This window comes from Silvimonas amylolytica (genome assembly GCF_014645555.1).
Taxonomy (GTDB): Bacteria; Pseudomonadota; Gammaproteobacteria; order Burkholderiales; family Chitinibacteraceae; genus Silvimonas; species Silvimonas amylolytica.
Genome location: NZ_BMLY01000001.1, coordinates 46,330 through 61,480, shown reverse-complemented (window position 1 = coordinate 61,480; position 15,151 = coordinate 46,330). Strand labels below are relative to the sequence as shown.

At 55.7% G+C, this 15,151-nt stretch carries 15 protein-coding genes; 3 read left to right on the top strand and 12 right to left on the bottom strand.

Annotated features, from left to right (window positions below; translation table 11 throughout):
- Positions 1-4: 4 nt before the first annotated feature.
- Positions 5-451 (bottom strand): DUF3293 domain-containing protein, encoded by a 447-nt coding sequence (locus tag IEX44_RS00275; protein WP_188687578.1) that lies wholly within the window; start codon positions 449-451, stop codon positions 5-7.
- Positions 452-477: 26 nt separating this feature from the next.
- Complete coding sequence (locus IEX44_RS00270) at positions 478-1,260, bottom strand: inositol monophosphatase family protein (RefSeq protein WP_188687577.1); 783 nt, start codon at positions 1,258-1,260, stop codon at positions 478-480.
- A 239-nt stretch (positions 1,261-1,499) separates the two neighbouring features.
- Between IEX44_RS00270 and IEX44_RS00265 the strand changes: the two genes are divergently transcribed.
- Positions 1,500-2,309, top strand: a complete 810-nt coding sequence (locus IEX44_RS00265; protein WP_188687576.1) for an RNA methyltransferase — start codon at positions 1,500-1,502, stop codon at positions 2,307-2,309.
- A gap of 100 nt (positions 2,310-2,409) precedes the next feature.
- Here the strand turns inward: IEX44_RS00265 and IEX44_RS00260 are convergent, their stop codons facing one another.
- The 5 genes from IEX44_RS00260 to nudB form a co-directional block, all read right to left on the bottom strand.
- The gene (locus IEX44_RS00260; protein WP_188687575.1) at positions 2,410-2,865 is read right to left on the bottom strand and encodes a hypothetical protein; all 456 of its coding nucleotides are present in this window, start codon (positions 2,863-2,865) and stop codon (positions 2,410-2,412) included.
- 228 nt (positions 2,866-3,093) lie between these two features.
- Positions 3,094-4,260: a cardiolipin synthase ClsB gene (gene clsB, locus IEX44_RS00255; RefSeq protein WP_188687574.1), complete on the bottom strand. Its 1,167-nt coding sequence runs from the start codon at positions 4,258-4,260 to the stop codon at positions 3,094-3,096.
- A 2-nt stretch (positions 4,261-4,262) separates the two neighbouring features.
- Entirely contained in the window at positions 4,263-5,012 is a 750-nt protein-coding gene (locus tag IEX44_RS00250) for an endonuclease/exonuclease/phosphatase family protein (RefSeq protein WP_188687573.1), read from the bottom strand.
- A 173-nt stretch (positions 5,013-5,185) separates the two neighbouring features.
- Entirely contained in the window at positions 5,186-5,500 is a 315-nt protein-coding gene (locus IEX44_RS00245) for a hypothetical protein (RefSeq protein ID WP_188687572.1), read from the bottom strand.
- Between the two features lie 20 nt (positions 5,501-5,520).
- On the bottom strand, positions 5,521-5,958 hold the full coding sequence (gene nudB, locus IEX44_RS00240; RefSeq protein ID WP_188687571.1) for a dihydroneopterin triphosphate diphosphatase: 438 nt from the start codon (positions 5,956-5,958) through the stop codon (positions 5,521-5,523).
- Between the two features lie 53 nt (positions 5,959-6,011).
- Between nudB and IEX44_RS00235 the strand changes: the two genes are divergently transcribed.
- Together IEX44_RS00235 and IEX44_RS00230 are read left to right on the top strand one after the other, a co-directional pair.
- Positions 6,012-7,223: an aminotransferase class V-fold PLP-dependent enzyme gene (locus IEX44_RS00235; RefSeq protein ID WP_188687570.1), complete on the top strand. Its 1,212-nt coding sequence runs from the start codon at positions 6,012-6,014 to the stop codon at positions 7,221-7,223.
- Positions 7,220-7,636, top strand: coding sequence for a SufE family protein (locus tag IEX44_RS00230; protein ID WP_188687569.1), 417 nt, complete (start codon positions 7,220-7,222; stop codon positions 7,634-7,636). The genes IEX44_RS00235 and IEX44_RS00230 overlap by 4 nt, the downstream gene beginning before the upstream one ends.
- A gap of 6 nt (positions 7,637-7,642) precedes the next feature.
- Here the strand turns inward: IEX44_RS00230 and IEX44_RS00225 are convergent, their stop codons facing one another.
- From IEX44_RS00225 to IEX44_RS00205, 5 genes are all read right to left on the bottom strand, one after another.
- Entirely contained in the window at positions 7,643-8,380 is a 738-nt protein-coding gene (locus IEX44_RS00225; RefSeq protein ID WP_188687568.1) for a class I SAM-dependent methyltransferase, read from the bottom strand.
- A gap of 15 nt (positions 8,381-8,395) precedes the next feature.
- A complete protein-coding gene (locus IEX44_RS00220; RefSeq protein ID WP_188687567.1) occupies positions 8,396-9,637 on the bottom strand; it encodes a PQQ-dependent sugar dehydrogenase in 1,242 nt (413 codons plus the stop codon).
- Between the two features lie 258 nt (positions 9,638-9,895).
- Entirely contained in the window at positions 9,896-11,464 is a 1,569-nt protein-coding gene (locus tag IEX44_RS00215) for a SpoVR family protein (RefSeq protein ID WP_188687566.1), read from the bottom strand.
- Positions 11,465-11,493: 29 nt separating this feature from the next.
- The gene (locus tag IEX44_RS00210; RefSeq protein WP_188687565.1) at positions 11,494-12,771 is read right to left on the bottom strand and encodes a YeaH/YhbH family protein; all 1,278 of its coding nucleotides are present in this window, start codon (positions 12,769-12,771) and stop codon (positions 11,494-11,496) included.
- 73 nt (positions 12,772-12,844) lie between these two features.
- Positions 12,845-14,767, bottom strand: coding sequence for a PrkA family serine protein kinase (locus IEX44_RS00205; RefSeq protein ID WP_188687564.1), 1,923 nt, complete (start codon positions 14,765-14,767; stop codon positions 12,845-12,847).
- Between the last annotated feature and the right edge of the window lie 384 nt (positions 14,768-15,151).

Here is a 15,151-nt window from a genome sequence, read left to right as displayed (position 1 = left end):
CCTCTCAGATCGCGTTCGGCAAGCACCAAAGCAAACGCGCAGCGTGCCCGCACTCACCGAATAGCACTGCATTCTGTTCGTACCGTCGGCCCCAGTGAATGGCGGCGGACTCATTGACCCCCAAAACCAGAGCAGATGGTTCTGCAGGCCATTGGCCATCATTGCCCTCACCATATCCCTCATAGAGGACCAATCCAGCGCTCTTTAAGGCATCAAGCAGGTTCTGGTGACGCGCCAGGTTCTCGTGCTGGCACAGCACGGCCTGGGAATACGGATTGCAGGCGGAGATGAACATCCAGTTGTGCATGCCGCGCTGCCGCAACAGGGTGTCCAGTTCAGGAGAGGTCTGGCCGACCCGCAATGTCAGCCCTGATTCGGGGGCGACATAGCGGGTAGCCACATAGGCGGCATGGAGCGCCGCCAGGCGGGGGTCGGAATCCGGCACAATCATGGCCTGATACCGGTTTGTTGCAGGTCTTACTTCAGGTGTGGCTTGATCAGTTGCAGCATCTGACCGAACACGCGTGGGGTGCCGCAAATGACATCGCCGCTCTGCAAGTAGTTTTCGCCACCCTCAACGTCAGTGATCAGGCCACCGGCCTCTTGCACCAACAACGAGCCAGCGGCGATATCCACGGTCTTCAGGCCAAACTCAAAGAAACCATCGAACTGACCGCAAGCCACATAGGCCAGATCCAGCGCCGCCGCGCCTGGGCGACGCACGCCAGCGGCTTTCTGTGCCATTTCGCGGAAGATGCTGAGATAGGTATCCAGATGCTTGAAGTCGGTATACGGAAAGCCGGTGCCGATCAGCGCATCAGACAATTCACGCACCTTGGAGACGCGAATACGGCGATCATTCAGGAATGCACCCACGCCGCGCGTGGCGGTGAACATGTCATTGCGATTGGGGTCGTACACCACGGCCTGCGTCACCACGCCCTTGTGGGCCAGCGCGATGGATACCGCGTATTGCGGGAAGCCGTGCAGGAAGTTGGTGGTACCATCAAGCGGGTCGATGATCCATTCGAACTCGGAATTACCGGACTGGCCGGACTCCTCTGCTAGAATGGCGTGCTTGGGGTAGGCTTCCAGAATGGTTTCGATGATGGCCCGTTCAGCAGCACGATCCACTTCGGACACAAAATCGTTGTGGCCTTTCTTTTCCGGCGTGATCAGATCGAGATTATTGGATGCGCGCTGGATGACGGAAGCGGCACGGCGAGCGGCGCGAACGGCCGTATTGAGCATCGGATGCATGAACTTACCCCTGGCAGATTGAAACAGGCTGATTGAAACGCGCAACCAGCAAAGCCATTACACAATGGCAATGCGGCCAGCGGCCCATGCATGACGATGTAGATTGTCACTGACCCAGGGCGGCGCACGATGCGTCGCGGATCAGCCTGTAAAGATCGAAAACAAATATAGCCGCTATTGTACTGAATTTCCGGCCCTTTTGTCAGCGCCGGCCAAAAAAACGCATTGATACGCCCTGAATGACTGAATTGACTGATCTTCCAGAAGCCGGCCTTATCGCCAACCAGACGCTCGCCGCCTTTCGCGTCGTGCTGTGTAATACCTCGCACCCAGGCAACATCGGCTCTACCGCCCGGGCCATGAAAACCATGGGGTTAGCACATCTTTATCTGGTGAACCCCAAAGAGTTTCCTTCCGACACCGCCCGGTCGCTGGCCAGTAGTGCAGATGATGTACTCGACAACGCGATTGTCGTGAACACCCTGGAAGAAGCGCTTGTCGGCACGACCATGCAAGTGGCCATGACGGCTCGCCGGCGTGAACTCGTGCAACCCTTGCACACGCCGCGACAACTGGTACCAGAGTTATTGCAAGAGGCCGCAGGCGGCGGCACCATTGCCCTTGTTTTCGGCAACGAAACCAACGGCATGAGTATTGATGAAGTACGCCAGTGCAATCGCCTCGTGACCATTCCGACCAATCCGGTGTACTCCAGCCTGAATCTGGCTCAAGCCGTGCAGGTGCTGTGTTATGAATTGCGTGCAGCATTACTGGATGACGTGAGCCATCTGGAAGAAAGGCGCACGCTGCCCAGCCATGAATACATGGAGCTTTTCTATGAGCACCTGGAACGTACGCTGATCACGATCGGCTTCTTGCGCACCAAAAACCCCAAGCGCTTGATGCCACGCGTACGACGCATTGTGCAGCGTGCGCAACTGGATCAGGAAGAAGTGGATATGCTGCGTGGGGTATTGCGGGCGGCGGTCGAATTTGAACGTGTGACACCGCCATCGCAAGATCAGAAAAGCCAGCCAGAATCCGAATAAGCATAATCACTTCAACCTTGATTCATTGAACAAAAAAGGCCGCAATAGCGGCCTTTTTTGTTTTCTGTTCTTATTAACATTAACCAGTCATAAACCTGGATTATTCCAACGCGGCACTCACCGCGCGATCAACGGCATGATGCGCTTCATGAATATGGTGCAAAACCCGTGCTTGCAATTCAATTGCTGCCGGATCACTTTCTTCGTGCGAAACATCTTTTTCCGCGCGATTCAGCAATTCCAGCGCTTTATGAAAACGATCGGTGTGTTTGAGATTGGCATCCACCGGCATATGGTCGTGAATATCTTTGCCGTCATCAATAGCGGCATGCTTCATTTCGCCAATGGCCGCATCAATTTCTTCCAGCGCTTTTACTTCATCTTTCTGCACTTGAGTCGAATCAATGCGATCCAGATAACCACGTGCATCACGCAGATCACTCAAGGCATGCAGGTAATACGGGTGAGGCCCCGGGGTGTCAGCACGGGCGGAAAGCGGAGCAAAAATAACACCGGCAGAGAGAATGGCAGCAACAACTCGCATCATTTTGTTCATGATCAGGACTCCTGATTGACTGTTTGTAGACCGCGCAAACGGGTAGTTATTGCGGCGACATTTTTTATGTGCGGTTGTGTTTTTTTGGCAATCTACGCAGCCCGATTTGCGGCGTCAATCGACCATAACCTTTCGATACAATTGGAGAAGCGCGCATAAAAAACGGCCGACAAACGGCCGTATTCAATATCCAGAAGTGAGATCCCTCACAATCAATGCATCCAATTGTTATTTCAGGTAACGTTCGCCCCCATAACCCGAAACTGCCATCAAGAATCGCACAATTCCATAACTGATCCAGGGCTTGATACGCCAACCCGCAGGACCGCGCAAAAGCGCAGGCAATATCACTCGCCGCGCTGAGTTTTCCATCGTATTGCGGACATCCTGTGCAAGGGCGTCAGCAAAAGCCTCATCGCGCACAAAGACGTTTCCTTCCCGAGCCAGCAATAGACTAAATGGATCAATATTGGACGACCCCACCGTCGCCCAGGCTCGGTCAATGACCGCTACTTTGGCATGCATATATCCGCTGACATACTCGTGGATCTCGATTCCCGCCTCAATAAATTGACGGAAAAATGCACGACTGGCGTACTGCAACAACGCATGATCAAGGGTGCCTTGCAGTAGCAACACCACTTTTACACCGCGCTTCGCCGCATCAATCAACGCATGCCGAAAGCGATAGCCCGGCAAAAAATATGCGCACGCGATCAGGATCTCATCGGTCGCGCGCTCTATGGCTTCCAGGTACTCATGTTCAATGCTGTGCCGGTTGCGCAGGTTGTCACGAATATCAAACCGCGCCAGCGCCCCACCCGCTTCTTCATATGCAGGTTTGTCACGACTGGTTCTGGCCCAGTCCGGCTCGACTTGCACCCAGGCGGTATGACGCCAGAGCCGGTCTGCGGCCTCATGCATGGTGGCCACCACGGGCCCGCGCACTTCCACCATGTAGTCGTAACGAGGCTCAGGGCCGGGTTGGCCCGTGTAATCAGACAAAACATTGATACCGCCCGCGAACGCCAGCATGCCATCCACGACCACCAGTTTGCGGTGCAACCTTCGCAAGCGTTGGCGATTAAATGACAACGCTTTAACCTCCGGCCGGAAAAACAGCAGCCAGACTCCGGCGTCGGCCAAGCGCACCTTCCAGGCGTCGGGAAATTTGCGTGCGCCAAAGCCATCCAGTTGGACTTTGACTTCAACCCCACGGGCCACTGCCTTCATTAGCGCCTCACACACCGCCTCGCCAATGACATCGAGCTCAAACAGGTAGCTTTCCAGGAAAATTTCGCGCTCGGCACGCGCAATGGCACCCAACAATTCAGGAAAATATTCAGCGCCGTTTTTGAGAAGTTTGATGCGGTTACCAGGCAGGTAGCCGTCCATACTCAACCCCGCCGCAGCACGGTGTACAGCGGGGCGTGATCCGACAAATGCGACCAGGGCTGGCCACCAAGGACATCTGCAACCTCGATGCCGAACCCTCTGACATAAATGCGATCGAGCGAGAGCACCGGCAAACGCACCGGAAAACTGCGCGCAGGCGAACCATGCATGGTTTCAAACGCTTCGATCACATGAAGCTCTGACCCCAGAATGCGCGTCGCCTCGCGACGCCAGTCATTGAAGTCACCCGCGATCACCAGCGGCGCGTTCTTTGGTACTTCATGCTGGATTTGCTCAACCATCGCCGCCAGTTGCTTGCGTCGGTCCCGCGCCAGCAGGTTCAAATGCACACAAAACGCATGCAAGGGCACATTCCAGCTGGGAATCTCGAGCACACAATGCAGTAATCCACGTTTTTCAAAGCGGTTGAGCGTGATGTCGTGATTGCCCCAGCGACTGATCGGAAAACGCGACAACACTGCATTACCATGGTGGCCAAGACGATGGATCGCGTTGCGGCCATAAGCAAAGGAAAGGTCATCGCCCGCCAGATACTCGTGCTGCGGCGTCGTTGGCCAGTAATTGAACTTGCGTGCACGTGTACTGTGCTCACCCTGCACTTCTTGCAGGAACACCACATCCGGCGCCAGGTTGTGCAACGCGTGGCGCACGTCATGCACCACCAGCCGGCGATTGAGCGGCGAGAGGCCTTTGTGGATATTGTAAGAGGCAACCTTGATTCTTCTTTCCATATTATTCAATGAATTACATTCAATTTCTGGTTAGAGTCCGCACATGCGGCAAGGCTAGCAAATCAATCTGATTACTGTTTAGACCGCTTTTACGAAAAAATTTCCCTTCCTGATTATGGTAATTGTAAGTGCTGCCAGGATTTTTCGATGTCGGCCTTCCGGCCGGTCAAAGGTCAGTTGCAGCCTCCATCTTCTGTTTGCTGCTCCGAAGCACAAGTCGCCCTTGGAAAAAGGCAAACAACGCTGGTCAATGCAACCAGAATGGCAACCAGAATCCTGTACTTCAGAGGCAAACTGGTCACCATGATCAGATAAAAAAGCACCAGCGGCATGAGCAAAAAGAGCCCAACACCAACCCACACGATATAGGCACCAAGCGACGTAAAAGCCAACAAATTGAAGGCGGCCAGCGGCAGGAGAAAAAGACTCGCCACAAACCAGAGCCACCATGCGACCCTGGATGATGGTTTCAGGAAGAAAAACCGCATCGGACGATTCCGGATGCAGGTCAACTACGCTGGGCCAGGGTACGAATCGCCTCGGCATTGGAGGGCGAAAACACCATCTCCGCCGCGACTTGCCACTCTACCCAGCGGTAACGCGTGTGTTCATCAGGCGCCAGCGTGATATCCAGCTCAAATGGCACTTCCAGGTTAAACACATGCTCGGTATTGGTGGTCACGCCCGGCGCATACCGATGACGCCAGACGGGATAGATTTCGTACTCTGAGTTGTAATGCCAGTCGACCAGTTCATACCGATTGGTATCCAGTCCGGTTTCCTCAAAGACTTCGCGATGCGCCGTATCGGGCAACAGTTCTTCGCCCTCGCGACTACCGGTCACGGATTGCCAGCCATCCTGGTAGCCCTTGCGTTCCAGCAGCAGGATTTTCAGATCAGGCGTGTGGATGACGACGAGGACGGAGATCGGTTGTTTGTAAGCCATCGCGGCATTATACAATGGGCATCTATCGCTTCACTTCTTCTGCGCATTCATTCATGGACCATTTGCCGTTGCCCGATCGGGCCTCTTTTCCGCTACTGGCCACCAACCCTGAACTGGTATGGCTGGATAACGCGGCCACCACGCAAAAACCGCGTGTGGTGCTGGATGCCGAGCGGCGTTTCTATGAAGAAAGCAATGCCAATGTACATCGTGGCGGCCACCGCCTGGGCCATGCGGCTACAGAGGCCTATGAAGCCGCGCGCAAGACAGTGGCCCGGTTCATCAATGCCCGCCCTGAAGAGATTGTGTTTACCCGCGGCGCAACGGAGGCCATCAACCTGGTGGCCTACAGTTGGGGTGGCAGCCAGTTGAAGGCTGGCGACGAGGTTCTCCTTTCCACCCTGGAGCATCACGCCAACATTGTGCCCTGGCAATTGGTTGCGCAACGTACCGGCGCTGTGATCAAACCCATTCCGTTGCAAGAAGACGGTCAGATCGACATGACCGCCTTCTGCACACTACTCGGCCCGCGGACCCGGATGGTCGCAGTCAGCCAGATGTCCAATGCACTGGGCGTATGCCCACCATTGGCGCAGTTGATTGCCGCCGCCAGGAGCGTGAATGCGTTGGTGTTGGTGGATGGCGCCCAGGGCGTTGCGCATCAAAGCGTGGATGTCAGCGCATTGGGGGCTGATTTTTATGTATTTTCCGGTCACAAAGTCTTCGGCCCGACCGGCATTGGCGTGCTGTGGGGGCGCACAGAAATTCTGGATGCCATGCCGCCCTGGCAAGGTGGTGGCGAGATGATCGAGCGTGTGTCTTTTGATGGCACCACCTTCGCACCGGCACCGCGCCGCTTTGAAGCGGGCACGCCCGCGTTCGCACAAACTGTCGGTCTGGCTGCCGCGCTGGACTGGCTGGCCGCACAAGATCGTATCGCCATCGCTCAGCATGAAACCGCGCTCTACCAGCAATTGGCAGAAGGTATCCGCTATCTGGATGGCGTGCGCATTGTGGGCACAGCGCCAGAGAAGGGGCCGATTGCCTCTTTGGTCTTTGGCCGCGCACACCCGTACGACGTTGCGCAGTTTCTGGATGAGCGCGACATTGCCGTGCGCGTCGGCAGCCATTGCGCAGGCCCGCTGATGCAATCGCTTGGGCTTAGTCAGGGCACGCTGCGCGTTTCACTGGCGCTTTACAACACACAGAGCGATATCGATCGTCTGCTGGCTGCGCTGCAAGATACGCTGGAGTTGCTGCAATGAGCACCTGGCCGGATTTGCCCGAGTCGCTATCGCTACCCACGCTCTCGACGCGCCTAGAAGCTGCGCACGGCTGGGAAGCCAAGAACCGGTTGCTGGTCCAACTGGCGCGGGAGCTCCCTCCCATGCCGGACGAACTCAAAACAGGTGAGCACCGTGTTGCAGGTTGCGAGGCCCAGGTATGGCTGCTGACACGCTGGCAGGGCAACCACTTGCAGTTGTGGGCGGATAGCGACTCCCGCATCGTCAAAGGTTTGCTGGCCCTGGTATGCGCGGCCTACGCCCAGCGCAACAAAGAAGAGATCGCCACCTTCGATTTTGGCGAGTTACTACAGACGCTAGGCTTGCAGCGATTTTTATCCAGTTCCCGCGCCAGCGGCCTGGCAGCCATGGTCAAAGTTATCCGCAACGCCTGAGGCCGATCAGGCCTGGCGCCGGGCCCGCAACAATAGAAACGGCGGCCGTCTGTTTTCATCAGCCAACGCCGGGCGAGCCTGCACAGCCTCAGCAATCGGGCCGGGTTCCGACATACGTTCCAGCACAAAGCCGTTGTCGAGCAAGGTGTTGATCCAGGTCTGCGTGGTACGGTGATATTTGATCACGCCATCCACAAACCAGCGTGTATCGCGCTGACCTTCAGACTGATAATGATCCAGCGGCCAGTGCACCTTGTTGTCGGTTTCATCCTTGATCCAGCCAACCGGGTTGGCGGTACACAGCGGATGCTCCACTGAAAATACGAAGAGTCCGCCTGGCTTGAGCACTTGCCAGACCGCTCGTACCGCCGCCGCGTAATCCTCCACGTAATGCAGCGCCAGGGATGACACCACAAGATCAAAGGTCACCCCCGGCGCGGGCTGGAAGCGCTCTATGCTGCTGTGCTGATAAGTGATGGCGCGATCGGCAGTCAGATGACGCGCCTCCTCCAGCATGTTCGCCGAGATATCCACGCCTACCACGCTAGCAGCGCCATGCAGACGCGCAAATCGCGCAAAGTCACCGAAACCACAACCCAGATCCAGCACCTGCAAACCAACCAGCACCGGCAGCAGCGATTGCAATGCGGGCATCTCTACCGCGCCATTGAGGCCGGTATCGCGTTGGCGCAGCGCTTTGTAACCTTTAAAGAAGGTCGGGTTGTCATAGATGTTCTGGGGCATGTGATGCGCGAATCCTCAATGCACCCGGATGGGCGCCATAATCAACAAATCACCGTTGCGATCTTCCGTCATCCAGATCGCACCTTGCTTGTCGATCTTGATGTCAGTCGGCGCGCCCATGGGGTGTTTACCGGGCACGTCACCCCAGTCGCTGATCAGCTCTTGCGGTTGGCCCTGGGGCATGCCGCTACTGTCAAAACGGATAGCCACCAGACGGTGGCCATTATTACGGTAGCCGTGCCAGCCCATGATCAGGCTGCCACGCCAGGCGGCAAGGCCGCCGGGCTGGTCATAAAAAGCCATACCCAATGGTGCGGCATGACCTGGCAACAACATGACCGGACGGGCAAAAAGACCGCAATCGGCCTGCGGAAACTCTGGCGCAGCCTGGTTGTTGTCGTAACAATACGGCCAGCCATAGTTACTCCCCTCGTGAATCAGGTTGAGTTCTTCGTGCGGCAGGTTCTCATCGCTCTTCAGGCCAGGCATTTTGCGGTTGATATAGTCACGGCTGTTTTCGGCTTGCCACAGCGCGCCAGTCGCAGGGTGAATGGCCAGTGCCATGGAGTTGCGTAGCCCACCGGCAAATTGCTTGCCTTGCCACTGACCATCTTCCTCGGTGTAGCGCCAGATTGAAGCGCGTTGTGGGTTGGTCTGCATATCTGTGCATTGCTGCAGCGGAGACTGGCTAGTGTCGATGTGTCCTTCACAGTTATCTGTAGCCGAACCGAAGTTCACGTAAAGCGCCCCATCCTTGCCAAAGACAAAAACCTTGATCGGGTGGCGTCCATCGTCAGGTAATTTATCGATCACGGTCACCAATATGGGCTGCGCATCAGTGGGATTAAACCGACTGATACGCCCTGCCTCGCCGAGATAAACCTGACCATCGGGCCCCAACTGCAAACCATGCGGGCGATCCAGCCCGCTGAGCAACGTGACGCTATCAAACCCACCTTGATGGCGCACCAGTCGGAGTAGTCGCCCCTTGTTCTTGCCCCACCCGCCCATATCGGTCACCAACGCGGAGCCATCGGCCAGAGGCAGCACGCCGCGCGGCATGCCAAGGTTGCTGGCGGCCAGACCCACGCAAAAGCCCGATACGGTATTCAGCGCCACGCGGGGCAGACCTTCGCAACTACCGGCAATGGCATAAGGCGTGCCCTGGCTGGTTGCGGCATGTGCCGCAAGGCAGGGCAACATTGCGGTCAGAGCCAGCAGCAACCGGCGCAGAACGGACAAAATCGGGGTCAGCATGCAGAAGTCCACAGGAAACGGGGAAAGTGGCGGATATCCTGACGCAATCAGCTGGCATTCGGGAGCACAAATGGCCAGCCGGGCAAAAAAAGCGACAAAAAACCCGGAGCAAGCTCCGGGTTCGGGTCGACAACCGCCGTATTGCGGTACGGTGCGAGGACCGAGTAGCGCAACCGGCACATTTGTTTGTGTACCGCCGGGTTTCGATCGTCGCCCATCTGACCCGTCATGATATGCAGAGGCCAGCCTCATCGCCCCTCAGAATGGACTACCGCGTTTTTCCAGCTTGCAGTCGTAACTCAAGATCACCTGCCCGTCTTCGTCCACACTTTCCAGTTTGACCGAAAACCCCCACAACCGCGCGATGTGCTTGAGGACCTCGTGCACGCTATTGGCCAACGGCCGGCGTTGGTACTGGTAATGCCGTAAAGTCAGCGAGCGATCGCCCCGGGTGTTCACGTCATACACCTGAATGTTGGGTTCACGGTATGCCAGATTGTATTGCGACGCGAGTTGAGTACGAATCTCCGCGTAGCCCGCATCGTCGTGAATGGCAGAAACCTTGAGCGTCGCGTTTTCGTCGTCATCCAGAATGCTGAAAAAACGGAAGTCCCGGATCAACTTGGGTGAAAGATACTGCGCAACAAAACTCTCATCCTTGAAGTTGCGCATGGCAAAGTCCAGCGTCTTGCGCCAGTCCGTACCCGCCATATCCGGGAACCAGCGTTTGTCCTCTTCCGTCGGGTTCTGGCAGATTCGCTGGATGTCCCGGTACATGGCAAAGCCCAGTGCGTAAGGGTTGATGCCGTTAAAGTACGGGCTATCGACGCCAGGCTGCATCACCACATTGGTATGGCTGTGCAAGAACTCGAACATCGCCGAGTCAGTAATCAACCCTTCTTCGTACAACTGGTTCATCAGCGTGTAGTGCCAGAACGTGGCCCAGCCCTCGTTCATGACCTGGGTTTGCCGCTGCGGGTAAAAGTACTGGGCAATCTTGCGGATAATGCGCACGATCTCACGCTGCCAGGGTTCCAGCAACGGTGCGAATTTCTCTATGAAATACAAAAGGTTTTCTTGCGGCTCTTCCGGAAAACGCCGTGGGGCAACGGCTTGTTCTTCCTCAAACCGGCGGGGCAAGGTGCGCCAGATTTCATTGACCTGCGATTGCTGGTATTGCTCGCGCTCGGCCAGGCGTGCAAGTTCTTTTTCCAGCGACAGCTTTTGCGGACGCTTGTAACGATCCACCCCGTAATTCATCAGCGCGTGGCATGAATCCAGCAGCTCTTCGACCTTTTCTTCCCCGTGTCGCGCCTCGCACTCGGCAATGTAACGCTTGGCAAACACCAGGTAGTCGATGATCGCATCGGCCTCAGTCCAGGTGCGGAACAGGTAATTGCCCTTGAAGAAAGAGTTATGACCAAAACTGGCATGCGCAATGACCAGCGCCTGCATGGTCATGGTGTTCTCTTCCATCAAGTACGCAATGCACGGATTGGAGTTGATGACGATCTCGTACGCCAGCCCCATCATGCCGCGCTGGTAATGCTTGTGGGTTGAAAGAAACTGCTTGCCGAAGCTCCAGTGGTTGTACATCACCGGCATGCCTACCGAGGCGTAGGCATCCATCATTTGCTCGGCAGAAATGATCTCCAGTTGATTCGGGTATGTATCCAGCCCGAAATCTTTGGCGATGCGGGAGATCTCTTTGTAATACGTTTCGATCAGCTCGAACGTCCATTCCGAGCCAAGCGACAACGGTTTGCGACGCAACGGTTTGTGTTCCGGCTCGTCGCCTTTGCTCTTGCGGGTGCGGGTCGTAGTCATGGCGCTCAATCCTGCAGCGCGGTGCCTGTTCAGGCGACCGCTTTTTCCGGATGCTTGCGAAAGAGATCTCTGAACACAGGCCAGATCTCAGACGCGTCCCTGATGCGACGCATGGCAAATTCTTTGTGCGTCTGGGCTACCATTTCATATTCATACCAGAGGTTTTGCGGTTCCCCTTCGGTGATTTCGACGTAGGCGTAGTACTGCAGCAGCGGCAGCAAGTTGTTTTCCAGAATTTCCCGGCATTGCGGCGAATCTGAATCCCAGTTATCACCATCCGAGGCCTGGGCGACGTAGATATTCCAGTCCGACGACGGGTAACGCGCCTCAATAATCTGACGCGTGAGCTTGAGCGCACTGGAGACCACCGTGCCACCCGTATCACGGGCGTGGAAAAACTCGTCTTCGTTCACTTCATACGCCTGGGTGTGATGGCGGATGAAAACGACCTCGATCTTGTCGTAGATGCGTGTCAGAAACAGATACAAGAGGATGAAGAAACGCTTGGCGATATCCTTTTTGTTCTCATCCATTGAACCCGAGACATCCATCACGCAAAACATCACCGCTTGCGTAGTCGGGAGCGGAATTTTGGTGCGGTTGGAATACTTGAGGTCAAACGGATCAATAAACGGGATATTGGCCACACGCGTTTTCAGCGCGTGAATCTGCGCTAGCACCGCTTTGACCAGTGGATCATGCTCGCTGCGCGTTTCCAGTAGCTTATCGAGGTCTTCCTGGGCTTCGTTCAGCTCCCGCATCGGCTCAGCCGACAACGCAATCCGCCGGCCCAGCGCGCTGCGCAAACTACGCACAACATGGATGTTGGTCGGGGTGCCGTCGCTGGTAAATCCAGCCCGGATGGATTTGAAGGTAATGGTTTGCTGCAGTTGCCGCTTGATCAGGTTGGGCAACTCCAGATCATCGAAAAAGAAATTGAGGAACTCCTCGCGCGAGAGGTCAAAGACAAATTCGTCTTCTCCACCACCGCCCTGACCAGAGCCACCACTGCCTCCGCCCCCACCGCCTTGTTCGGGGCGATCGATCTCATCACCGCGCAGGTATTCCTTGTTACCTGGAAAAACACGTTCCCATACGCCACCATGGGCGTGACCCAAGGTCGGTTCGTTGATATCGCGAACCGGAATCGAAACCTTTTCCCCTCGTTCAATATCGGTAATCGAGCGATCCTTGACCGAGCGCGCAACTGCCTCGCGAATCTGGCTCTTGAAACGCTTGAGAAAACGCTCTCTGTTGACTGCGGATTTGTTCTTGCCGTTCAAACGCCGGTCTATCAGATGATGCATATAAGTCCCCCGAGCGGGTTGCACTTCCGGGTGACTGCGGCGCCTGCACTACGCCTCAGTCACCCTCCCGTCATCAAGACGATTTGCGCACGCGCAGATACCATTCGCACAACAAACGGACTTGTTTGGGCGTATAGCCCTTGGTCACCATCCGGTTCACAAAGTCCTCATGCTTTTTCTGGTCTTCCGTGCTCGCTTTGGCGTTGAACGAGATCACCGGCAACAATTCTTCCGTGTTGGAGAACATCTTCTTTTCAATCACCGTGCGCAGCTTTTCGTAACTGCTCCACGCCGGGTTCTTGCCGTTATTGCTGGCACGCGCCCGCAGTACAAAGTTGACGATCTCGTTGCGGAAGTCCTTGGGATTGGAAATCCCGGCTGGTTTCTCGATCTTTTCCAGTTCATTGTTGAGTGAGTTGCGATCGAAGCTCTCACCGGTATCCGGATCGCGGTATTCCTGATCCTGGATCCAGTAGTCGGCAAAGGTTACATAGCGATCAAAAATGTTCTGACCGTATTCCGAATAGCTCTCCAGGTATGCGGTCTGGATTTCTTTACCGATAAACTCGACGTACTTGGGCGCCAGATATTCTTTGATGTACGCGATGTAATGTTGTTCCTGCTCCTGCGGGAATTGCTCCCGCTCAACCTGTTGCTCCAGCACGTACAACAAGTGAACAGGGTTGGCGGCCACTTCCTGGTGATCGAAGTTGAAGACGCGCGAGAGAATCTTGAAGGCAAAACGCGTCGACAAGCCGTTCATTCCCTCGTCTACCCCGGCAAAGTCCCGGTACTCCTGCATGGATTTGGCTTTTGGATCAACGTCTTTGAGGTTGTCTCCGTCGTAAACCAGCATCTTGGAAAAAAGACTGGAGTTCTCGGGTTCTTTCAATCGCGAGAGCACGGCAAACTGCGCCATCATCTTCAGCGTGCCCGGAGCGCATGGCGCGGCGGAGAGTGACGAATTGCGCAGCAGCTTGTCGTAGATACGTGTTTCCTCAGACACACGCAGGCAATACGGCACCTTGACGATGTAAATCCGGTCAAGGAACGCCTCATTGTTCTTGTTGTTGCGGAACTGTTTCCACTCGGATTCGTTGGAGTGCGCCAGGATGATCCCTTCGAACGGAATGGCGCCGAAACCTTCTGTTCCCTTGAAGTTGCCTTCCTGGGTCGCCGTCAGCAACGGGTGCAGCACCTTGATGGGCGCCTTGAACATTTCCACGAACTCAAGCAAACCCTGATTGGCCAGGCACAGGCCGCCGGAATAACTGTACGCATCCGGATCGTCCTGTGCGTATTTTTCCAGCTTGCGAATATCTACCTTGCCCACCAGCGACGAGATATCCTGGTTGTTCTCATCACCCGGCTCCGTCTTGGCGATGCCAATCTGCCGCAACACGGATGGGTAACGCTTCACGACGCGGAACTGGTTAATGTCGCCGTTGTACTCATGCAAGCGCTTGACCGCCCATGGGCTGGGGATCGTCTTGAGATAGCGCTCGGGAATCCCGTATTGTTCCTTGAGGATTTCGCCATCTTCCTCGGCATTGAAAAGCCCCAGCGGGGACTCGTTCACCGGGGAGCCCTTGATGCAATAGAACGGTACGCGTTCCATCAACTCTTTGAGTTTTTCGGCGATGGATGACTTGCCGCCGCCCACCGGCCCCAGCAGGTAAAGAATCTGCTTCTTTTCTTCCAGCCCCTGCGCTGCATGCCGAAAATAAGCCACCACCTGTTCGATGACTTCTTCCATGCCGTAAAACTCGCGAAATGCCGGGTAAAGCCGCATGACCTTGTTCTGGAAAATGCGCGACATGCGCGAATCCAGACGGGTATCGACCATCTCTGGTTCGCCGATAGCCATCAGCATGCGTTCCGGCGCGGTGGCATAGACTGAAGGGTCTTGCCGACACAGCTCCAGGTATTCCTTCAGGGTGAGTTCTTCTTCGCGGGTGCGCTCGTATCTCGAGGCATAGTGATTGAACACGTCCATGACGCATCTCCAGCTTCGTTGGATGGGATACGGCTGCCACGCGTCGCCAGGTGGGGTTTGACTGAGGAAATTCAAAACAGCAAGGGGCGGCGCTGGACAACGGGAAGGCATCGCGCCCTCTCGCTTACTGTTATAGACGAGCCCGCTCAGAGGTGAGGGCCGTTTCTCGATATGAACGTTATCTCAATTACTAAACTGATCGTCCACGTCCATGGCTAATGGCGGAACTGCTTGATCTGACAGGAAAATGCGCGCGGGAATCCGGTTACATGCGCTTGCAAAAAATTTTTTGCGCCGCGGCGTGGGTCAAATGCAACAGTCCCGTTTGCAGACAACGAAACACCGGGCACCACCAGTGTCTGCTTCAAACCATCGGAAAGAAGA